General features: G+C 45.6%; 18 protein-coding genes. 5 read left to right on the top strand and 13 right to left on the bottom strand.

What is annotated here, in order from left to right:
• Positions 1 to 457 precede the first annotated feature (457 nt).
• The 4 genes from accA to dnaE form a co-directional block, all read right to left on the bottom strand.
• A complete protein-coding gene (gene accA / locus AB1L08_RS11705; RefSeq protein ID WP_413064839.1) occupies positions 458 to 1,435 on the bottom strand; it encodes an acetyl-CoA carboxylase carboxyl transferase subunit alpha in 978 nt (325 codons plus the stop codon).
• On the bottom strand, positions 1,429 to 2,298 hold the full coding sequence (accD, locus tag AB1L08_RS11700; protein WP_413064838.1) for an acetyl-CoA carboxylase, carboxyltransferase subunit beta: 870 nt from the start codon (positions 2,296 to 2,298) through the stop codon (positions 1,429 to 1,431). The genes accA and accD overlap by 7 nt, the downstream gene beginning before the upstream one ends.
• A gap of 108 nt (positions 2,299 to 2,406) precedes the next feature.
• Positions 2,407 to 3,645 (bottom strand): NADP-dependent malic enzyme, encoded by a 1,239-nt coding sequence (ystJ, locus tag AB1L08_RS11695; RefSeq protein WP_413064837.1) that lies wholly within the window; start codon positions 3,643 to 3,645, stop codon positions 2,407 to 2,409.
• A gap of 103 nt (positions 3,646 to 3,748) precedes the next feature.
• On the bottom strand, positions 3,749 to 7,057 hold the full coding sequence (gene dnaE, locus AB1L08_RS11690; RefSeq protein WP_413064840.1) for a DNA polymerase III subunit alpha: 3,309 nt from the start codon (positions 7,055 to 7,057) through the stop codon (positions 3,749 to 3,751).
• Between the two features lie 139 nt (positions 7,058 to 7,196).
• Here dnaE and ytrH point away from each other — a divergent pair, with 139 nt between their 5' ends.
• Both ytrH and ytrI read left to right on the top strand, forming a co-directional pair.
• Entirely contained in the window at positions 7,197 to 7,529 is a 333-nt protein-coding gene (ytrH, locus tag AB1L08_RS11685) for a sporulation membrane protein YtrH (protein ID WP_413064836.1), read from the top strand.
• Positions 7,526 to 8,032 carry a sporulation membrane protein YtrI gene (gene ytrI, locus AB1L08_RS11680; protein ID WP_413064835.1) on the top strand — a complete coding sequence of 169 codons (507 nt, stop codon included), beginning with the start codon at positions 7,526 to 7,528 and terminating at the stop codon, positions 8,030 to 8,032. The genes ytrH and ytrI overlap by 4 nt, the downstream gene beginning before the upstream one ends.
• A gap of 9 nt (positions 8,033 to 8,041) precedes the next feature.
• Here the strand turns inward: ytrI and AB1L08_RS11675 are convergent, their stop codons facing one another.
• Complete coding sequence (locus AB1L08_RS11675; protein ID WP_413064834.1) at positions 8,042 to 8,980, bottom strand: DHH family phosphoesterase; 939 nt, start codon at positions 8,978 to 8,980, stop codon at positions 8,042 to 8,044.
• 133 nt (positions 8,981 to 9,113) lie between these two features.
• Here AB1L08_RS11675 and AB1L08_RS11670 point away from each other — a divergent pair, with 133 nt between their 5' ends.
• Positions 9,114 to 9,425, top strand: coding sequence for a YtpI family protein (locus AB1L08_RS11670; protein ID WP_413064833.1), 312 nt, complete (start codon positions 9,114 to 9,116; stop codon positions 9,423 to 9,425).
• Between the two features lie 578 nt (positions 9,426 to 10,003).
• On the opposite strand, the gene AB1L08_RS11665 is transcribed toward AB1L08_RS11670, so the two are convergent.
• The 3 genes from AB1L08_RS11665 to AB1L08_RS11655 form a co-directional block, all read right to left on the bottom strand.
• The gene (locus tag AB1L08_RS11665; RefSeq protein WP_413064832.1) at positions 10,004 to 11,314 is read right to left on the bottom strand and encodes a DRTGG domain-containing protein; all 1,311 of its coding nucleotides are present in this window, start codon (positions 11,312 to 11,314) and stop codon (positions 10,004 to 10,006) included.
• An 81-nt stretch (positions 11,315 to 11,395) separates the two neighbouring features.
• Positions 11,396 to 11,641, bottom strand: coding sequence for a hypothetical protein (locus AB1L08_RS11660; protein WP_413064831.1), 246 nt, complete (start codon positions 11,639 to 11,641; stop codon positions 11,396 to 11,398).
• A gap of 48 nt (positions 11,642 to 11,689) precedes the next feature.
• A complete protein-coding gene (locus AB1L08_RS11655) occupies positions 11,690 to 12,373 on the bottom strand; it encodes a metal-dependent hydrolase (protein ID WP_413064830.1) in 684 nt (227 codons plus the stop codon).
• A gap of 148 nt (positions 12,374 to 12,521) precedes the next feature.
• Here AB1L08_RS11655 and AB1L08_RS11650 point away from each other — a divergent pair, with 148 nt between their 5' ends.
• On the top strand, positions 12,522 to 13,616 hold the full coding sequence (locus AB1L08_RS11650; protein ID WP_413064829.1) for a M24 family metallopeptidase: 1,095 nt from the start codon (positions 12,522 to 12,524) through the stop codon (positions 13,614 to 13,616).
• 141 nt (positions 13,617 to 13,757) lie between these two features.
• On the opposite strand, the gene ald is transcribed toward AB1L08_RS11650, so the two are convergent.
• The 3 genes from ald to AB1L08_RS11635 form a co-directional block, all read right to left on the bottom strand.
• Positions 13,758 to 14,870, bottom strand: coding sequence for an alanine dehydrogenase (gene ald / locus AB1L08_RS11645; RefSeq protein ID WP_413064828.1), 1,113 nt, complete (start codon positions 14,868 to 14,870; stop codon positions 13,758 to 13,760).
• 150 nt (positions 14,871 to 15,020) lie between these two features.
• Entirely contained in the window at positions 15,021 to 16,376 is a 1,356-nt protein-coding gene (locus AB1L08_RS11640; protein WP_413064827.1) for an aspartate aminotransferase family protein, read from the bottom strand.
• A gap of 51 nt (positions 16,377 to 16,427) precedes the next feature.
• The gene (locus tag AB1L08_RS11635) at positions 16,428 to 17,897 is read right to left on the bottom strand and encodes a CoA-acylating methylmalonate-semialdehyde dehydrogenase (protein ID WP_413064826.1); all 1,470 of its coding nucleotides are present in this window, start codon (positions 17,895 to 17,897) and stop codon (positions 16,428 to 16,430) included.
• 148 nt (positions 17,898 to 18,045) lie between these two features.
• Between AB1L08_RS11635 and AB1L08_RS11630 the strand changes: the two genes are divergently transcribed.
• Positions 18,046 to 19,659 (top strand): PucR family transcriptional regulator, encoded by a 1,614-nt coding sequence (locus AB1L08_RS11630; RefSeq protein WP_413064825.1) that lies wholly within the window; start codon positions 18,046 to 18,048, stop codon positions 19,657 to 19,659.
• 55 nt (positions 19,660 to 19,714) lie between these two features.
• On the opposite strand, the gene AB1L08_RS11625 is transcribed toward AB1L08_RS11630, so the two are convergent.
• Together AB1L08_RS11625 and AB1L08_RS11620 are read right to left on the bottom strand one after the other, a co-directional pair.
• Entirely contained in the window at positions 19,715 to 21,106 is a 1,392-nt protein-coding gene (locus tag AB1L08_RS11625) for an APC family permease (RefSeq protein ID WP_413064824.1), read from the bottom strand.
• A 103-nt stretch (positions 21,107 to 21,209) separates the two neighbouring features.
• Positions 21,210 to 22,595, bottom strand: a complete 1,386-nt coding sequence (locus AB1L08_RS11620; protein WP_413064823.1) for an aminotransferase family protein — start codon at positions 22,593 to 22,595, stop codon at positions 21,210 to 21,212.
• Positions 22,596 to 22,616 lie beyond the last annotated feature (21 nt).

The following is a 22,616-nucleotide window of genomic DNA, read 5'->3' as shown; positions in this document are numbered from 1 at the left end:
ACGCCTTTTTCAGTCACTTAGAACCTTTCTACGTGACCCAAATTACAGGTTCACGCCTTTTTCGGTCACTTAGAACCTTTCTATGTGACCCAAATTACGGGTTTACGCCTTTTTCGGTCACTTAGAACCTTTCTACATGACCCAAATTACGGGTTTACGCCTTTTTCGGTCAACTAGAACCTTTCTGCGTAATCCGAATTACGGGTTCACGCCTTTTTCGGTCAACTAGAACCATTCTGCGTAACCAAATTAACAAGAAAAGCGGCCTTGCTAAGCGCGGGCAAAGAAGACGGTTCCCAAGGAGGCAGTCGTAAGCGAACAGGGAAGCAGCTTGTGACCATCGCAGGGCAAGGTGCTGAGCCGGACAACGCAGATGCATTTTTTTCCTAAATCCAAAAGGAAATTTATCATTTTTTATCTTTTAAAAAAAAGGAATGTCCCCATCGGACAATCCTTATTACTGCACATTTTCCACTGCTTTTTGCTCTGTGTACTTACCCATTTTTTTGTATTTTGCATAACGAGCTTTTATAAGATCTTCAGGTTTGACTTCAATCAGTTCCTTTAGAGCTTTGTGCAGAACCTTATCGATTTCAAGGGCTTGCTTTTCCAAATCCCTGTGGGCCCCGCCTTTGACTTCCGGTATAATTTCATCAATAATTCCGAGTTCTTTCAGATCGGGAGCAGTGATTTTCAAGGCTTCAGCTGCCTGTTTTGCATATGAAGCATCTTTCCACAGTATGCTTGCCGCCCCTTCAGGTGTAATAACTGAATACGTTGAGTTTTCCAGCATGTAAATGCGGTCCCCGACACCAAGGGCCAAAGCACCGCCGCTTCCGCCTTCTCCGGTCACGATGCAAATGATCGGCACTTTAAGTCCGGCCATTTCAAACAGGTTCCGGGCAATGGCCTCACTTTGTCCCCGCTCCTCGGCAGCTTTTCCGGGATAGGCGCCTTTTGTATCAATGAAGCAAATAATCGGCCGGTTAAACTTGTCCGCCTGCTTCATCAGGCGAAGCGCCTTGCGGTAGCCTTCCGGGTGCGGCATGCCAAAATTGCGCCGGATATTTTCTTTTGTATCCCGTCCACGCTGATGGCCGATGACCGTAACGGGCAGGCCCTTATACTTGGCAATCCCGCCGACGATCGCTTCGTCATCTCCATACAGCCTGTCTCCATGGAGCTCAAAAAAGTCCGTAAACAGCTCCCCAATATAATCAAGGGTTGTCGGCCGGGCTGAATGCCGGGCAAGCTGGACCCGATCCCACGGACCCATATTCTCGTATACATCTTTTTCAAGCTTTTCCAAACGGGATTCCAGCTTATCAATTTCATCAGATAAATTCACGTCGGAATGTTTCGTGAACTCTCTCAGCTCGGCAATTTTTTTGCGCAATTCCAAGACAGGCTTTTCAAATTCAAGCTCGTTTACCACGATCGTTCACCTACTTGTTGATGGATTTCCAGCACCGTTGTGAGTTTTTCTTTCATTTCGGGGCGTGGAATCACGGCATCAAGCTGTCCGTGATGAAGCAAAAATTCGGCTGTTTGGAAATCGTCTGGCAGTTCTTCCCTGATGGTCTGCTCAATGACCCTGCGGCCGGCGAAACCGATCAAAGCACCAGGCTCGGCAAAATTATAGTCACCGAGTGAGGCGAAGCTTGCTGAAACGCCTCCCGTTGTCGGGTGTGTCATGACCGAAATGATCAATCCCCCTTTTTCACTGAACATTTTAAGTGCCGTGCTCGTTTTCGCCATTTGCATCAACGATAATACACCTTCCTGCATCCGGGCTCCCCCCGAAGCGGTAAAAATAATGAGCGGCACATGTTTTTCTGCTGCCGCTTCAATGGCTCTTGTAATCTTTTCACCGACGACCGATCCCATGCTTCCCATACGGAAATGGGCGTCCATGATCGCCGTGATCACTTCCATTCCATTGATCAAGCCCGAACCTGTCAAAACAGCTTCATCCAAATGGGATTTTTTCCTGTCCTGTTCAAGTTTTTCTAAATAATTCGGAAAGCCGAGCGGGTTTTCAGTAGCAATATGATCTTTAAAACGGACAAACGAATTTTCGTCAAACAGGCTGTCGACTCTTTCAAATGCGGTCATTTTGTGATGATATCCGCAATGCAGGCAAACCTTTAAATTTTTTTGCAGTTCCCTTGTGTACATGATCTTTTTACAATTTGGACATTTTGTCATGATGCCTTCCGGTACATCCTGCTTGGCTGCTTCCGACGGTATTGTGGCATATTTTTTCTTCTTGGGCTTTGAAAAAAAATCCTTGAGCATAGCAAGCCCTCCTTTCAACCGCAGTCAGTTATTTTTCATACCATTGCACAGGAAAGACCGGCCCTTAATATGCGGCACGGCCTTTTTCGATTCTGTCTTTGTCTTATTTCAATTGTCTTTGCCAATGACAGCCAAGTCCATCGTTTTTTGCTTGATCGTTTCGGGATCCACTTTTTGTCTGGCAACTCCCGTTTCCATCGCGGCTTTCGCTACAGCCGCTGCGACGTGCGGTGCAACCCGGGGATCAAACGGACGCGGAATGACGCAGTCCGGGGAAAGTTCCTCATCTGTAATTAACCCCGCAATGGCTTCAACAGCTGCTTGTTTCATTTCCTCATTAATATGAGTTGCCCGCACGTCCAGGGCGCCGCGGAACAAGCCCGGAAATGCAAGCACGTTGTTTACTTGGTTGGGATAATCCGAACGGCCGGTCCCGACTACTTTTGCGCCGGCAGCGATCGCTTTCTCCGGCATAATTTCCGGATCGGGGTTCGCCATGGCAAAAATGATCGGATCGTCATTCATTGTCGCAATCATTTCTTCTGTTAACGCCCCTGCAACGGAAACTCCGATAAAGACATCGGCACCTTGGATGACGTGCTCCAAGTTTCCTTCCTGGCGGTCGTGGTTTGTAAATTTGGACACAGCTTCCTTCACTTCATTCATGCCTTCTGAGCGGCCTTCATAAATGGCACCTTTGGAATCACACATAATAATATCGCGTACACCGTAGCTGTGTAAAAGCTTGATGATGGCAATTCCGGCTGCACCGGCGCCATTGGCAACAATTTTGATTTCGGACATTTTCCTGCCTGTCAATTTCAATGCATTGACAAGGCCTGCTGCCGTCACAATCGCCGTTCCGTGCTGATCATCGTGAAAGACGGGTATCGTCAATTCCCTCTTTAACCTTTCTTCAATTTCGAAGCAGTTCGGAGCTGCGATATCTTCAAGATTGACGCCGCCAAATGTCGGTTCGAGCAGTTTAACCGTCTTGACGATGTCATCTACATTCGTACTGTTGAGACAAATGGGAAATGCGTCTACGCCCGCAAAGCTTTTGAATAAGACAGCCTTTCCTTCCATTACCGGGAGGGATGCTTCCGGACCAATATTTCCAAGCCCAAGGACGGCTGTTCCGTCGGAAACAACAGCCACCATGTTGCCTTTCATTGTATAATCATAGACAGTATTCGGATTTTCATAAATCTCTTTACAAGGCTCAGCAACACCCGGAGAATAAGCAAGACTTAAATCTTTCGCATTCTTAACCTCAACCTTGGATTTTGACTCCAACTTCCCCTGAAATATTTTATGCATGTGCAATGCTTCTTCTCTTAATGTCAAAAAGGTTCACTCCTTCGTTCCAGCCATACCCGGTTTCTCATATTTTTTCATATGTCTAAAAGCTTATAAAACAATATAACATATAATGGTCGATTTGAAAAAATTATTTTAACTTGACACATGGGTCTCCAAGCAGGGACTGCAATTCCTTCAAACAATTTTCGCTTGGATTCACCAGATTTTTTTCACCAAGCCTGATCGTTTGGCGCTTTTTCTCATAATATAGGATAACCCCTGTTTCACCGGGATATTTTTTCAATATTATCTTTAGTTTGTTTAATGTCTCCGTTTCATGCAATTGTTCGGTGATTTTAAGATACAAAATCTTTTGATCTGTTTTTCCCAAATCTTCCGCTGCGGCTACACTTTGGATGATAAACTGCATCTGATTGTTTCTTTCTTCTACATACCCGGCTGCAAGCACGATTTCCCCTTTTTTCAAATGTTTCATATGGCGCTTGTATACATCCGGAAAAATAACGGCTTCCATCTCGCCCGAAGCATCGCTTAAAGTGGCAAATGCCATCATGTCGCCTTTTTTCGTCCGGATCGTTTTGATTTCCGCCAAATAGACTCCAACGGCGACATTGCGGCGCCCGGGGGAAAGCTTGATCAGATCCACAGCACCTTTGGATGAAAAATCTTCTTTATAGGTACTTGCGGGGTGGTCTGACAAAAAAATGCCTGTGGCCCTTTTTTCAAAAGCCAGCTTTTCGGCAAGGCCGATCGGTTCCACTTCAATGTACTTTGGCTTGAATTGGAACATCGTTTCATCCACAAACAGATCCTCAGTCTGTGCGCTTTGCGAAGGCCGCATTAATTCGCCATGTTCAATGGCTACATCAAGCGTGGCCAGCAATACGGCGCGGTCATGGCCAAATTCATCAAAGCAGCCCGAATGAACAAGAGACTCGAGTATTTTCCGGTTGATCATCCGCGGTGAAACCCGGAGGCAAAAATCAAACAAATCATCGAACGGGCGGTTTCGCCGTGCCCGGATGATTTCTTTCAGCGCGGCCGCCCCCAGTCCCCGGATGGCACCGAGGCTGAAACGAATCCCTTTTCCTTCCGGTTTAAAGGGATAATGGCTTTTGTTGATCGATGGCGGCAAAATATCGATTCCTTTTTGCTTGGCCTCCGCTGCATACAAAGCAATCTTGTCTTCATTTCCAATAACGGATGTTAGAAGAGCCGCCATGAAATGTTTCGGATAATGGGCTTTCAGCCAAGATAATTGCCAGGCGATAAAACTGTAGGCAACCGCGTGGCTGCGGTTAAACCCGTAGTTGGCAAAGCGAACGATCAAGTCATACGTGTCGTTTGCCGTTTTTTCATCATAGCCGTTTTTTACCGCGCCCGTTACAAAACGGCCCCGCTGTTGATCAAGGACTTCTTTCTTTTTCTTGCTGACGGCACGTCTTAAAAGATCAGCCTCCCCAAGAGAAAATCCGGACATTTTGGAAGCGATTTGCATGATCTGTTCCTGATAGACGATGACGCCGTAGGTGAAATCCAAGATCGGCTCCAAGTCGGGGTGAGGATACTGCACCTTTTCCTTTCCGTGTTTGCGGGCAATATAAACAGGGATATTTTCCATGGGTCCCGGCCTGAACAGCGCATTGACCGCAACAATGTCTTCAAATTCGGTTGGCCTTAAATCACGAAGCACTTTTCGCATCCCGCCCGACTCAAGCTGAAAAATACCGGTTGTATCCCCTTTTTGCAGCAGTGCAAAGGTTTTTTCGTCCGAAAACGGGATATCTTCAAGACGGATTTCTTTCCCTGTATCAATTTGGATGCTCTTCATCATTTGTTCAAGGAGCGTCAAGTTTCTAAGACCAAGAAAATCCATTTTGAGCAAACCGATTTCTTCCAGATCTTCCATCGGATATTGGGTGATGGGGGTACCATCCGGGCCTGCTTTGACAGGGATAATGTCAACCAGCGGGTGGTCGCTTATAATGATCCCGGCCGCATGGGTCGAAGCATGGCGCGGCAAGCCTTCAATTTTTAAAGCTGTTTCAAAAAGAAGACGGTTCCGCCCGGACTCGTTGACGAATTTGCGCAGCCGCTCCGACTCTTCATATGCTCGTTTTAAAGTGAGGCCAAGGCGCCCGGGGATAAGATTGGAAAGCATGTCCAATTCTTTTGAATGAAATCCGAAGGCACGGGCCGTATCACGAATGGCCGCTTTTGCCGCAAACGTTCCAAAAGTAATGATATGGGCGACATGCGCTTTGCCGTATTTTTCGACGACGTATTGAATGACTTGATCCCGCCGGATATCGGGAAAATCAATATCAATATCGGGAAGCGAGATTCGTTCCGGATTGAGAAATCGTTCAAACAGCAGGCCATATTTGATCGGGTCCACTTCGGTAATGCCCAGGGAATAGGCGACGAGGGAGCCGGCTGCCGACCCCCGTCCCGGGCCGGTCAAAATGCCGTTTCCGCGGGCATATTTCATAAAATCCCACACGATCAGAAAATAATCATCAAATCCCATCTCATGAATGACATGAAGCTCATATTTTAGCCTCGAGACGTATGCTTCATGATCAATGTTTCGTTCCTTCAATCCCTGAAAAGTCAGCCTGCGAAGCATTTCCCCGGCAGATTCGCCGGCCGGGACCGGATATTTCGGAAGCAAACTCCGGTTCGTTTCGATCATGACATTGCATTTTTCAGCAATTTCGATAGCGTTTTGAAGCGCCTCCGGGAAATCCGAGAACAATTGCCCCAGCTCCTGATGGCTTTTCAAGTCATAAATTCCTTCTGTCTGCCCGGCCTCCTCTGCCGCTACTTCATTTCCATCCCGGATCGCAAGCAGACAATGGTAGGCAAAGGCATCGTTTTTGTCCAAATACCGGACATCATTGGCAGCCACGACCGGGATGCCCTTGGATCGGGCGTATGTTGAAAGGGAGGTCATCCTTTCATGATCTTGGTACCTGCCGTAATTTTGCAGGCCGATATAAAAATGTTTTCCAAATATCTTTAGGAAAAGATCGATGTCGTCCTTCCGGCGGCCTGCTTCCGAACCGATCAAAACAGCAAACAATCCTCCATTGTATAATTGGAGTTTTTCCCAAGGAATCGTTTCGCTCTGCTGCATTTGGATGCAACTCGAAATCTTCAACAAGTTGGCATAGCCCGCATTATTTTCGGCAAGCAGGATAATTTTGCTGCTTTCTTCCTCATCTCCGACATCGGCGGCCATCCCGATGATCGGTTTGATTTCCGCTTTCATACAAGCTTTGTAAAAAGGAAGCACGCCGTACAAAACATGATGGTCCGTCATGGCAAGAGCGGGATAGTTTAGCCGTTTTGCCTTATCGACAAGGGCAGGTATGGAGATTGTGCTGGAAAGCATGCTGTAAGCGGTGGAAATGTTCAATTGGGGAAAGTTCAACGGATTCACCTCTTTTCCTCTTGGTTTATTTATAAAATAGAATATTGGCTCCATCCCTATTATATACTTTCTTCATATCATGATGTTTTGTCCCATATATATAATAGAGGAAGTTTATAAAACTTTGGGGATGGTAACCGTGCACGAATCATTTTTTCCGGCCTTTTTTTACTGTTATTTTGTCGCAATTGGCGTGTTGCTGGGCGGTTCAATAATCGGGGGATTGGCGGCTTTTATAACCGGAGAGCCCCTTTTGACGGAAATTGCCAACACTGCGGGAAAGGTCCGTATTTGGGCGATCATCGCCGCGATTGGCGGCACATTTGATACTGTGTACAGTTTTGAAAAAGGTTTTTTGGAAGGCGGCACAAAAGACTTGTTTAAGCAATTCCTTTTGATCCTGTCTGCGATGGGCGGTGCCAAAACCGCTTCACTCATCATTGCATGGCTTACACAGGAGCATCTTTCATGAGAATACCGCCATATTACAAGCAGCCGGCATGGCAGCGGTTTTTAGCCGGGGCTGCAGTGGGCGGCTGCATCAGCTGGCTCATATTTCTGTTCATGTTTGGGACGCTGCAGGAACGAAACAGCGCCTTAATCGAAAAGCAGGCTCTTCAAATCAAGGAGCTGAGGGGCTATATCAAAATTTGGCAAGAGGACTATCAGAAATTGAACAAGAAAAACGAAGAAATGTTAACCATTCAAAAAATCGATGTCAAAATTGCAGGTTTTGAACGGTACCGCATCACGGACCGGCAAAGCATCTTTGAGGCGGAAGAAGAGGTCAAGGAAGACTTAAAATCGTTGATCGCCAAAGATTTGACGGTTGCCTACAACAATAAAGAGATTATTAAAAAGACAGTGGAAAATAAGTCTTTTGAAATCAACGGGAAAACATACAGGCTTGAGGTGAAAGAATTATATTTTTACACAACGGTTGCCCTTGTCGCGGAAATAAAACTGGCCGACTAACCGGTAGGCTCAGCTTTTTCTGCAAACTTCCTTCACGTCCCGTATGACCTGCTCCGTTTCCTCCCATGTGTAAACGGAAGCTCCTGCCGCCAAAGGATGCCCGCCGCCATCATATTTCATGGCGATCGTATTGATCACAGGCCCCTTGGAACGCAGCCGCAGCCGAATTTGATCCTCTTCTTCTATAAAAAACGCCCATGCCTTGATTCCTTTTACGATGCCGAGCGTACTGACCAACAAGGAAGCCTCTGAAGGCAGCACGTTATATTTTTTCAGTGTTTCACTGTCAATTGAGACAAACGCAGCTCCGTCTTCATTCATCTCAAAGTGTTCCAATACATAACCCTGAAGTTTAATCATATTGGCTGAAAGCTCATACATCTGGTCATACAAATGCGAGCGGTCAAATGAATATTGAACGAGCTCCTTGGCATATTGAAATGTTTTTGCTGTTGTACTCGGATATAAAAACCGGCCCGTATCCCCGACAATGCCGGCATAAATAAGCCTTGCCGCCTCATCTGTCATCTTTAGGCCCCGTTTTTGAAACGTTTCATAAAACTCATAAATCATTTCACTCACGGAGGAGGCATTCGTATCAATCCACAAGAGATCGCCATACGGATCCTCATTTGGATGATGGTCTATTTTAATCAGCATTTCACCAAGCTTATATCTGGCATCACATATCCGTTCCTGATTGGCCGTATCGCAAACGATGACGAGCGCCCCTTCATATGCATCATCGGTAATGACATCGGGCTTGCGCAAATAATCGAGTGACGGATCGTGCTCTCCAACAGCATACACTTCTTTTTCGGGAAAAGATGCCGCCAAAATTTCAGCCAATCCTCCCTGGGATCCGTAAGCGTCGGGATCCGGCCGGACATGCCGATGAATAATAATCTTCTTATACCGTTTAATCGCTTCAAATATTTGCTCTTTCATATGTAACTCCTTTCGCTCTTTCGCAGCCTGTTCACATTTAATTAAAAGTTCGTTGGCACGGCCAGTGGCATTTCCTTGAAAATGACGTTACAATGGTGTGGAATATAAACGTTGATCTTTGGAGGTTAAAAAAGTGCCCTTTCTAGTATTTTTTATCATTCTCTCGTTCTCATTTTATATTTATTATAAAATGAAATATATAAGAAGCAGGCGGCCGATGGAAAGAAAAATGTTGAATGGCAAATCAGGCATGGCACTCGGCCTGTTTGTTGCCCTGTTTGGAATCAATCAACTTTTTCTTTTCAATACAACCGTCACGTATATCGTGGCAGCCGTCTTTATCACCATAGGCGGATTAAGTGTTTGGGCAGGATTTAGAAACTTCCGGCACCATGTTCCCTATGCCAGAGAAGAAGCCAGACAGTTGGAGCGGGAACAAAACTGATTGTAAAGCCGCTTGAAAGGCGGCTTTTTTTAAAAGTATAAATTTGAAATTTCCTCTTTCGCAAATTTGGACCAATCCGGCGGCTGACCCCTGACTTCTAAGAAAAGTATAACTTGCCAAGAAAAATTTTCATCAAAAGAAGCTTTTCTGTGTCTAGCTCCGGCGGACAGGATGTGCTAGTGCAGGCGAAGCAACAGGACAAGGAAAGCTTCGACAGCATCATCATCGCACGCAGAAAAAGCGTAAGCTTTTTCGAGGACGTCGCTGTCTGAGCCTGCCGACGGACAGGACGTCGCTGTCTAAGCCTGCCGACGGACAGGACGTCGCTGTCTAAGCCTGCCGACAGACAGGACGCCGGCGCCACAGGACGCGGCGGCCTAAGGCGGTCAGCGCCCGGCCCCTCGGGTCATAAGTCAAAACAGTCCGGGGGCGGAGCCTCCTGCGTGCTTCGCCTTATCTGCCCGTGCTGAGCAAGGCGCTTGCGCTTTCCTTCTTGTGCAAAAATATCGGGGGAAATAGAAAATGCACGGGTGAAACACGCAGTGCCCGTCCATTCTATACATCCTTATCGAAAGCCTTTATTTATCAATCAGGCGGCACATCATTAATGCTTTACCAACAATTTCGCCGTTGTTATATGCCTCAACATCCAGCTTTCCGTATTTGCGGCCGGCTTCCAATATTTTAGGAACAATTTCGATCATGCTGTCCATTTGGACAGGCTTCAGAAAATAAATGGTCATGCTCTCCACAGTGAGCTCTCCCTTTTTCTTCATTCGGAAAAACCGGTTGGCCGATTCTGCCACGATAGAAGTAAATACACCATATGAGATTGTACCAAGCTGGCTCGTCATTTGCGGCGTTACCTCGAATTGAAACGCCGGCTCTCCGCCCTCCTTGCTGCTGAACAATTGTTTCGAAACCGTATCATCCAGCGTCTCGCCAACTTGCGGCTGCCTTTGAATCATTTGAAGCGCCTTTAAGACGTCTTGGCGGCTGATAATCCCTACCAATTTCTGATGGTTATCAACAACAGGAAGAACTTCGATTGCTTCCCAGATCATCATATGTGCAACTGATGCAACACTCATTTTTTTCGAGGTGGTTATCGGATTTTTGGTCATTACCTTTTCGATTCCCAAATTGGGATCCTTCCCGATAACATCCTTTCCGGTGACCATTCCCTGCACTTTTCCATTTGCATCAATGATCGGAAACCTGCTGTGATCTGTTTTTTCTTTCAGCGCATACCAGTCGGCCACTTTTTCCGTTGTTAACATGCTGATCGTTTTTTCAAGCGGGATAAAAATATCTTCCACAAGAACGATTTCCTTTTTGATCAATTGGTCATAAATCGCCCTGTTGATCATTGTGGCCACGGTAAATGAATCATAGCTTGTCGATAAAATAGGGAGCTCCAATTCATCGGCAAGCTGCTTGACGTGATCTTCCGCATCAAATCCGCCTGTAATCAAAACGGCGGCTCCCGCCTTCAGAGCATATTCATGGGCCTTTGTCCGATTGCCGACAATCAACAAGTTGCCGGGGCCGGTATATCTCATCATCGCATCGAGCTTCATGGCGCCGATGACAAATTTATTGAGCGTTTTATGAAGGCCCGCCTTCCCCCCCAATACTTGTCCATCTATAATATTGACGACTTCCGCAAAGGTCAGCTTTTCGATATTCTCTTTTTTCTTGCGTTCGATCCGAATGGTGCCGACCCGTTCGATTGTACTGACGTACCCTCTGTTTTCAGCATCTTTAATGGCTCTGTACGCCGTTCCTTCACTCACATTTAAAGCTTTCGCAATTTGACGGACGGAGATTTTTTCGCCAACGGGAAGGCCGTCGATATGACGAATGATTTGTTCATGCTTCGTTGACAAGCTTTTCACCCTTTTCCTGAACCGTACAGTTATTTATTATTTCCATTATATCGGGAAAAGCCCGCTGCATCAAACTTATGACTAACCATTGGCCCGCATTCTTTTGCCTTTGGTATTTTTTTGGCCGGTTTTCATTAGATTTTTTTTTCGGGTTTTTTTTGGAAACAGAATTGCTGCCAAATTCCCGGCAAAAACGAGAAGAGCAAAGACAATCCATGAGATCGAGAATATACTTTCCAGTCCCGGACCATATATGTCCATCCTCGGCACCGCCATGTAAATAAGAGCGCAACATAACAACAGGCAAAGCAGGTATCGGTTGTTCATGTAAAAACCCCCTCCATACAACTTACGAGTGTATGCAGGGGGTTATGCTTAAAGTTCGATGGCGTCGCCCGGTTTCATTACTTTCCCGTTCAGGCCTTCTTTCAGCATCCCGATAAATTGGCCGGGATCCTGCTTGATTGGCGGAAATGTATTATAGTGGATCGGAACAACAGTTTTTGCTTGCAGGAATTCTGCTGCCAGTGCGGCATCCTCCGGTCCCATTGTAAAGTTGTCGCCGATCGGCAAGAAAGCAAGATCAATGGGGTGACGCTCACCGATTAGCTTCATATCTGAAAACAGCGCTGTATCACCCGCGTGATAAATTGTTTTTCCTTCAGTCATGAACAGCACGCCTGCAGGCATTCCCAAATAAATGATTTGCTGATCTTCCGTAAAAATCGCCGATCCGTGAAAAGCCTGTGTAAATTTAATTTTTCCAAAGTCAAACTCGCGGGATCCGCCAATGTGCATCGGGTGCGTTTGAACCCCTTGCCATCCGATATATGTAGCAAGTTCATTCGGTGCAACAACGAGGGAATGGCATCGTTTGGCCAGCTCAACCGTATCTCCGACATGATCCGAATGCCCGTGGGTTAAGATAATCACATCGGGGTTTTCGTTTTCTGCCTTTAAATCAGTCAGCTCGTTGCCCGTAATAAACGGGTCGATCAATATTGTGTTGCCGTTCGTTTCAATTTTAACGATCGAATGTCCGTGATAAGATATCTTCATCTTGCAGCAGCACTCCTTTTTTTTAAAAATTCCTCAACTAAAATCATTCTAAACCATTTGCAGTTTTCCTGCCAAATAATCTATATTTCTTTCATGCAAACGCTTAACATGATATTGTATTTAATAAAGAAAAAGGGAGTGATTGGCCATGAATCGAAGGCTTCAAAACTTGAAAGATGGACTGAAACGAAAACAAATTGACGCGGCTTTTGTAACCTCGCCTGACAATGTTTTTTATTTGACAGGTTTTCAATGTGAACCTCACGAACGGCTGCTCGCCCTCATCATATTTCAGGAGAAAGAACCGATTCTTGTTTGTCCGAAAATGGAGGCGGAAGAGGCAAAACAGGCCGGATGGAACGAGGAAATTATCGGATATAGTGATGCGGACGATCCTTGGAACCTTATTGAAAAACGCATTAGTGCCCGCCTGAATAAGATAAAGTCCATTGCAATCGAAAAAGACCATTTAAATATTGCAAGGTTCGAAGAATTGCAGAGACTGTACCCGGATGCTTCATTTCTCCCTGCCGAACCATTTCTCAACGAACTGCGCCTGATCAAAGACAGCAAAGAAATCGAGCTATTGCAAAAAGCGTGTGAACTTGTTGATTTTGCAGTGGAAGTTGGCGTCAATGAAATAGCGGAAGGAAAAACAGAAGTTGACCTTGTTGCGGCCATTGAATACGAAATCAAGAAAAAAGGAGCCGGGATGGCCTTTTCTTCGACCGTTCTCGTCGGGGCAAACGCGGCTTCCCCGCATGGTATACCAGGAGACACGAAAATAAAACAGGGAGATTTCGTCTTATTTGACCTGGGTGTTTCTTATAACGGATATTGTTCCGACATTACCAGGACAGTTGCCTTTGGCGAGGTAACTGATGAACAGAAAAAGATTTACGAAACCGTTCTTAAAGCCCAGGAAACGGCCATTCAGCTTACGAAACCGGGGATTCCGGCAAACGAACTGGACATTGCGGCACGAAAGATCATCTCAGAGGCCGGATATGGCGAATATTTCTCCCACCGGCTGGGACACGGTCTTGGAATCGGCGTACACGAATATCCGTCCGTGAACGAAACAAATGAACTTGAACTGGAACCAGGCATGGTTTTTACCATCGAGCCGGGAATTTACATACCGGGCTTTGCGGGGGTGCGGATTGAGGATGACGTGCTCGTAACTGAAAACGGCGTACGGGTGCTGACGACATATCCAAAAACGCTGCAAATAGTAGAATAATCGGAGTTGGAACGTGATAGGGGTTTGCCGTTACTGGAAGTTAGAGCAGAAATCTGCGTGCTGCCCCGCTCGTATTCTGCGGCGTTCAAGCAAAATCCGTAAAAAACCACCCGGGAAATCCCGGGTGGCAGCTTTTTTTGATTATAATAATTCTTTTGCGTCAACGAATTCGTAGCCAAGGTCTTCTGCAACGGCTTTGAATGTAACTTTTCCATCAAGGACGTTGATTCCTTTGAAAAGAGCTTCGTTATCCAAGCAAGCTTGCTTATAGCCCTTGTTGGCAATTTGAAGTGCATAAGGAACTGTTACGTTGGTCAATCCCATCGTTGATGTTTGTGGAACAGCCCCAGGCATGTTGGCGACAGCATAGTGAACAACGCCATGTTTTTCATATGTTGGATTGTCGTGTGTTGTCACTCTGTCACTCGTTTCAAAAATACCGCCTTGGTCGATCGCGATGTCAACAAGCACAGATCCTGGCGACATGGATTTAACCATTTCTTCGGAAACAAGTTTAGGCGCTTTAGCTCCAGGAATCAGGACCGCACCGATCACCAGGTCGGAATCTTTCACTGCATTGGCGATGTTGAACGGGTTTGACACTAATGTTTTAATATCGTTGCCGAAGATATCGTCAAGCTGGCGCAGACGATCTACATTCAGGTCGATAACTGTTACGTCGGCACCAAGTCCAACTGCCATTTTCGCAGCGTTTGTACCGGCTTGTCCGCCACCGATAACGGTCACTTTTCCACGTTCCACACCCGGGATGCCCGCAAGAAGTTTTCCTTTTCCTCCGTATGTTTTGGAAAGGAATTGCGCACCGATTTGTGTAGCCATTCTTCCTGCAACTTCACTCATTGGGGAAAGAAGCGGAAGTGAGCGGTTTGGAAGCTGTACAGTTTCATAAGCAATGGCAACCACTTTATTTTCTACAAGTGCTTTCGTCAAAGCCGGTTCTGCTGCAAGATGCAAGTATGTGAAAAGGACCAACCCTTCACGGAAGTAACCGAACTCTTCCTCGAGAGGCTCCTTAACTTTCATGACCATTTCGGCATCCCAAGCTTCTTTGGCGCTGTTGACAATTTTCGCACCAGCTTGGACATACTCTTCGTCGGTAAAACTTGATCCAAGCCCCGCACCTGTTTCGATATGTACTTCATGTCCTGCTTGGGTTAATGTATATGCACCGGCAGGTGTCATGGCTACACGATTTTCATTGCTTTTAATTTCCTTAGGTACACCAATAATCATCATACTTCCTCCTAACATGTTCTAACTAGCCACATCTAGAATATATCACTTTCATTCTTTAAACGAAAGCATTCCAGAAAAACATTTTTAGTATTTTCGTGAACAAACAGGGATGCATGAAAACATCCCTGTTTAATATCCCCGTTATCATTAGTTTTTATGATGATGAAAAACTTCTTTAATGGTTGAAATAATGAAATCGACATCTTCATCTGTACAGGAAAGTGGTGGGGATAATGTCAAAATATTGTTATAGCCTGCCACTGTATCTCCATTTTTCCCAATAATGAGCCCTTTTGCCCTGCATTCGGAGATGATCTTGCCTACCCGTTCATTGTTTGCAGGTTCCTTCGTTTCTTTATCTTCAACCAATTCAATGCCCATCAGGAAGCCCATGCCCCGAATATCGCCAACGCAAGGATGGTCCTTTAGTTCTGCCAGCTCATTCTTTAAGCGCTCTCCCAACTTTGCAGAACGGGCTACGAGATTTTCCCTTTCCATTATTTCCAGGTTTTTCAACGCCAACGCACACGCTGCAGGGTTGCCGCCGAATGTATTGACATGGCGGAAATGGCTGTTTTCTTCGCTTTTCTTGAATACTTCGTAAATGTCTTTTCTGACAGCCGTTACCGACAGAGGCAAGTACGCACTTGTCAGTCCTTTTGCCATGGAAATAATGTCGGGCTTTATATTGAAATGCATATGGCCGAACATTTTACCTGTTCTTCCAAAGCCGCAAATCACTTCGTCAATGATGAGAAGAACCCCATACTTCTTGCATATTTCCTGAACCTTCTCCATGTAGACAGGATGTGGAATAATGACTCCACCACCGGTAATGAGCGGTTCCATAATGATGCCGGCAATCGTTTCCTTTTGTTCCCAAATAATTTTTTCCTCAAATTCCCGGGCTTTTTGAATATTAAATTCTTCTACCGACATTCCTGCCGGCCTTCTATAGCTGTCCGGCGGCGCCACATGCAAGAAACCCGGAACAAGCGGTTCATATTTATATTTTCTTAACGCCTGCCCCGTTGCCGACAACGCCCCCATTGAGCTGCCATGATAGGCGCGGTAGCGGGAAATGAATTTGAAGCGGGAAGACTCCCCATTTTGCTGATGATATTGCCTGGCAATCTTAAAGGCTACCTCGTTCGCGTCAGATCCGCTGTTGGAGTAAAAAATCATATAATCGTCATCCAAGTATTCATTTAATTTTTCAGCAAGGTCAATTGCTGGCTGGTGGCTTTGGGTCATCGGCGTATACGTCATTTTAATCATCTGGTCATAGGCCGCTTTCGCGAGCTCTTCTCTTCCGTATCCTACATTTACACACCACAAACCTGACATGCCATCCAGCACTTTGTTTCCCTTATGATCGGTCAGCCAGGCCCCTTTCGCTTCTGTAAAAACGGTCGGCGGGCTTGCTTCGCTATAAGGGGAGATATGGTGCCAAACATTTTGGCGGTCTCTATCAATCAATGAATCTGTTTGGGTTGTTGCCATGTCCTTTCTCCTTCCTGTCGTCTGTTATAACCTTCCAGGTATAAAATGATATTAATAGGCGTGACGCTGCGTCACCATTTTCTTGCGCGTGTAAAATTCGATGCCATCGCGTCCGTTGGCATGAAGATCCCCGTAGAATGACTTTTTGTAGCCGGAGAATGGGAAAAATGCCATTGGTGCGGGTACTCCCAGATTAATGCCAAGCATGCCAGCGTCGATTTCTTCCCGGAACTTGCGGATTGCTTTCGCACTGTCGGTAAAGAGGCAGGCACCATTCGCGAATTCGGATTTATTTGTAAAAGCAATCGCTTCATCCAAGTCTTTCACGCGGACAACGGACAAGACCGGGGCGAATATTTCTTCTTTCCAAATTTTCATGTCTTGTGTTACATTTTCAAAAATAGTCGGACCGACAAAGTAGCCGCCTTCCGATAGTGACTCATCCTTGCGGCCGTCACGCACAAGTTTCGCTCCTTCTTCGATGCCCGATTCAATGTAGCCCAGTGTTTTTTCTTTATGGGCATCACGAATAACCGGGCCAAGGAATACATCTTCCTGAAGACCGTCTCCCATTTTGATGCTGTCGGCTTTTTGCACAAGCTTTTGAACCAATTCATCGGCAATGTCTTCCACAGCCACAACAACGGAACAGGCCATGCAGCGCTCACCAGCCGAACCGAACGCAGCATTGAAAATGTTTGTTGCCGCTGATTCCAAGTCTGCGTCCGGAAGGACGATCGTATGGTTTTTGGCCCCGGCAAGCGCCTGAACCCTTTTTCCATGGGAAGTACCTGTTTTATACACATATTCTGCAACCGGTTGTGAGCCGACAAAGGAGACCGCCGGAATATCGGGATGGCTTAAAATGCCGTTTACGACATCATGGGCACCGTGAACAATGTTAAATACCCCTGCAGGGAGCCCCGCTTCCTGAAGCAATTCTGCCAAACGATTGGCAAGAAGCGGGGTTCTTTCAGACGGCTTTAAGACAAATGTGTTGCCGCAGGCAATGGCGAGCGGGAACATCCAGCAAGGAACCATCATCGGGAAGTTGAACGGTGTAATCCCGCCAATAACGCCCAACGGATAGCGATACATCCCCGATTCGATATTAGTGGCGATATCAGGAAGCTGCGTTCCCATCATCAAGGAAGGCGCTCCAGCCGCAAATTCAACACACTCAATTCCCCTTTGAACCTCTCCATATGCCTCGTTGAAATTTTTGCCATTCTCGATTGTAATGAGCCGCGCCAGCTCATCCCACTCTTTCACAAGAAGCTGGTGGTATTTGAATAAAATTCTTGCACGCTGCGGAACAGGCGTGTTTTTCCATGTTTTAAAGGCTTCTTTAGCGGCCTGGACTGCTCCATCCAAATCCCCTTTCGTTGAAATTGGTACTTTGGCCAGCAGTTCACCTGTTGCCGGATTTGGCACGTCCTCATATTTTTCAGTCTTTGATTTTACCCATTGTCCATTTATAAAATTTGCAAGCGTTTTCGTATTTTTTGCCACTGTACTCAACTTTTCTCCTCCTAATCTTTACTAGATTAATGGTTGACTCTAAAGTACTTTCACTTCATAATCAATTTTACAAACAATTCGCAAGCAAATCATTATACAAAGTGTAAAATGTTGGAACCATTCATTTTACATATTGGGGGCCACCGTCATGATGAATGAATTTACGTTAAAGGTAAAGGATATTCTTTCAAGGGAGCATTTTAAACATGCAAAGGTTTTGGCGGGTTCGAGAGGATTGGGCCGGATTATCCGCTGGGTGCACGTATTGGAAGTAGCGGATTTCGAGTCACTCATCCACGGTGGGGAATTGATTCTGACAACAGGTGTCGGGCTCCAAACCGATTTTCATGTCCAGCTTACATTTGTTAAAAAGTTGATCCAATCGAATGCGGCCGGCATTTGTATCGAGAGGGGGCAATATTTTCGGGAAATTCATGAGGACATATTGGAGCTGGCGAACGAGCATGATTTTCCTATTATCCTGTTTGAAGAAACGGTAAAATTCGTGGATATTACGCAAGATCTCCATAGCTTGATTATTAATAGACATTATGACTTGTTAAGTTACCTCGATACTTCTTCGAGAAAATTCATCGAACTGTCCATGTCCTCCAATGGCATCTTAAAAATTTTACAGGAGCTGTATCAATATTTCCATCATACCGTTATGTTTTTGCCTGCTGAAGGCAGGGGCTTTTATTTTCCTGCAGACCAAAAGGAACTACATGATATAGCTGTACACTATTTCGAAATGGATAAAAATAAAATCCGCCAACAGCAGACCATCAACATTGAAAATGAGACTTTCGTGGTCATGCCGGTAAAAGGACCCGGACACACATGGGGATGCCTTTTCCTCCATACTACCAGCTCCGCACCGGAAGAATTTCATTATCTCATTCTTGACCGGGCAGCCCTGTCGATTGCACAAATCATGTTAAGGAACAGGACAATCGAGGAAAGGAAGCAGCATTCCGAAGATAAGTTCGTACGGAATATTTTGCAGGGGCGGGAGTTTGATGAAAACGAAATGCACACCCACCTGCCATTTATGCATATGGACATGTGTTTTCGGGTATTTGTCCTTCAATTTCAACCGTTCGACCAGGAATTCAGCGAAGAAGAATGGGAAGACATTAACTTGCAAAGGACAATGCTGATACGGTCCCTTTTTAAAAGGCATGGATTTTCCCCCGCTGTATCAGCTACAAAGGATGAAATCGCAGTGATTGCAGCGTTTATTGGGGAAGAAAAAGAAAAGGCAGTGGAAAATTTAAAAAGAATCATCCAGCATATAGATGAAAATAACGAGAAAAAGCTTTTGTTCGGAAAGAAATACGCCATCGGAATTGGCCGAGATTATTCCCGGCTAGAGCAATTAACAAAAAGCTATAAAGAGGCAAAAGAAGTGATCGGCATTCACGCGAACGTTTATTTATATGATGAGATTGGAATTTACAGGCTATTTCTTCCATTAAAAAATACCGGCGAACTTGAAGCATATGTATTGGATTATCTGGGACCCATACTGGAATACGACAGAACAACAGAAAGTGATCTTTTTCAAACCTTAAAAGTGTATCTTGAATGCGGCGGGGCTAAAAAAGAGGCAGCCGAGAAACTGTTTATCGTCCGGCAAACCCTTTATCACCGGCTTGAAAAAATCGAGCAGCTGCTGGGTTCAGATTTCATGAATCCGAATAAAAGGATTGCGATCGAAACCGCTTTGAAAGCATATGACTTGATTAAAGCAGTGAAATAAAAGTGGATAGTGACTGTCTTCCTTTTTTGACAGTCACCATCTTATCTGTGTAACATTACATATCCAATTTGAAAGGATCCTTTCCACCGCTCTTTTTTACAGCCCTCATTCTAAGGAGTAAAACAATGGCTCCCGTCATCATCCAGGAAAAACCGACCGTTATGCCAATGGCATCCATTCCAAATAGAATGTTTAAGCAAACAAACACCCCAAGTAGAGGAAACAGCAAATGAAGCAAAAGATACTTTCCTGACCGCTGTTTCTTTTTCATGAAAAATGCGACAAAAACAGAAATGTTGACACATGTGAACCCGATCAGTGCCCCGAATACCATGATGGAAAAAATAAGGGACAAAGGAAGCAGCAAGGCTCCGCAATAACCGGTTACCGCCAAAATCATAATGCTCGCATACGGACTTTTATGCTTTGGATGGAGCCGGGCGAAAATAGCCGGCAGCACCCTGTCACGCCCCATGCCGTATAAAATCCGCGATCCGGAAGATTGGCCGGCCAGTCCAGTCGCAATGCCTGTAATGGCAATAATCACCGTACAGACAGTCGCCAACGCGCCGCCCCCGACCTTTGTTGCGATTTCAAAGAAAGCCGTATCCTGTGATGAAAAAGCGTTAAAGTCAGGCGCAACGAGTGTTGCAAAATAAACTTGTAAAATATAGAAAAAAGAAGCAAACAGCAAAGCAATGACCGCCGCCCTTCCAACGATCTTTCCCGTTTCTTTTGAGTCCTCGGCCATTGTTGTTACAGCATCGAATCCAAGATACGATAATACCGCAATAGAAGCACCGGCAGCAAGCGCATCCATCGAAAAAGTATTGATATTAAAAATGCCTTCTATTTCAAAAAGATTGCCTATTCCGCCCGCACGGACCAGATGTATCATAGCAAACAGAATAAAAATAACCAAACTGAACAGCATGGCCGCGGTCATCACCATATTGACCCGGGCTGTAATCACCGTACCGTAATAATTGAATAAAGTAATCGGAACAAAAAATACGAGCAACATTATCCAATAAGGAACATTTGGCAATAATTCCAAAGAAAACAGAGCACTCAATTTTGTCAGCAAAATCGGCATCATTAAATAATCAAGCAAAATGGTCCAGCCTGCGATAAAGCCGACAGCCGGGTGGATCGCTTTAGCCGTATAGCTGTATGTCGAACCTGCGGCCGGAAAAGCGTTCGCCATTTTTCCATAACTGGCTGCTGTAAAAATCATTGCCACAAGCGCAACGAGATAGGAAAGGACGGCATGCCCCCGGGAAACCATGGACAATTCGCCAAACAGCGTTTGCGCGGAAACCGGGGCCATAAAAACGAGTCCAAATACAACCAAATCCTTGGTTTTGAACACTTTCTTCAATTGGTCAGCATCCGTAGCTGCATAAGGTTTCTGGATCGCTGCATCAGATGTTCTGCTCGCTTCCACTCGGAACACTTCCTTTCTTTTGAAATCGGTTACTAGATTTGGAGAAAAGAAGACTGTCCCAAAAAAGTCTTTTTTTATCCTGGGACAGTCATTCATCAGATGTTTAAAGCACTTTTTGTTCAAACGCTTTGATGGAATCGGAAAGAGTGTCGATGATCGTTTCAATGTCCTGCTTTTGGACAATTAACGGAGGTGCGATCGCTACGCAGTTGATTCCCCCGAATGTGAGCGGCCGCAAAATAAGATTGCGCTTCTTGCACTCGTCCACAACGGCCATGGCCGCATATACATCAGGCGCAAAGCCCTCACCTTTTTCACGGTCCTTGAACAATTCGATGCCGGCCATCAACCCGATTCCTCTTGCCTTCGCAGTAATCTCGTGCTTTTCTTCCAGGTATTTCAACCCTTTTAACAGCTCTTCTCCCATAAGGCGGGCATTTTCAACCAAGCCTTCATTTTCGATGATTTCAATATTCCTGAGTGCCACTGCACACGCTACCGGATGTCCGCTGTATGTGAATCCATGGAACATAGGGCCTTCTGACATGTCTGCCAATTCATCTCTGAGCTTGCTTGACATCATCACGGCACCCAACTGAACGTAGCCGCTTGTAATCCCTTTTGCAACACTCATCAGGTCAGGAACGACATCCCAGTTCTCAACGCCGAACATGTTACCAGTTCTTCCGAAGCCTGTTATGATTTCATCCGTTATCATGAATATATCATGCTCATCACAAAGTTCACGAATGGCTTTGAGATATCCCTCCGGTGGAATGTTGACGCCACCGACCCCTTGGACAGGCTCCAAAATGACTGCCGCGATATTGTCCGGCCCCTCTTTTTCAATGATCCCCCTGATGCTTCTTTCGTAATTCGGGTGAGACTTGTCCCCTTTTTCGCACTCTGTCTGATATGGCAAAGCGTGAAGGAATCCCGGTGCAATCTCCGTAATCATCTCTTTAAATTCGGGTACCCCTGTGGCACTTGTTGTTCCCATTGCAACGCCATGGTATCCATTTTCCAAACCGATGATTAATCTTTTTTCCGGCTTACCTTTCAACTTCCAATAGTGACGGACAATTTTAAAGGCTGTTTCATTGGATTCGGATCCGCCGGAAGTAAAGAAAGCCACATCCAAGTCGCCGGGTGCGATGCTGGCAAGCTTTGTTGCCAATCGAATAACCATTTCGTGAGATTGGTTGAAAAAGGAGGATCCATAGGAAAGCTTCATGATCTGCTCACTGGCTGCAGCCGCCAGCTCTTTACGTCCATAGCCCACATTAACATTCCACAAAGCGGATACACCGTCAATGTACTCTTTACCTCTAACGTCTGTCAGACGGATACCCTTTCCTGATTCGAAAATCAGTTCAGGTCCTTCGGTCTGCTGCTGTTTAATCGGAGTAATCGGATGTAAAAAGTGCTTTTTGTCCAGTTCACGCAGTTCTTCCAAACTTACTTGAGCAGTTGCTGTTGTTTTCATCATTGATCATTCCTCCTAAAAATG

This window comes from Siminovitchia jepli, assembly GCF_047228825.1.
Taxonomy (GTDB): domain Bacteria; phylum Bacillota; class Bacilli; order Bacillales; family Bacillaceae_C; genus Siminovitchia.
Note: the sequence above shows the minus strand (reverse complement) of the source record. Positions and strands in the feature narration are given on the sequence as shown.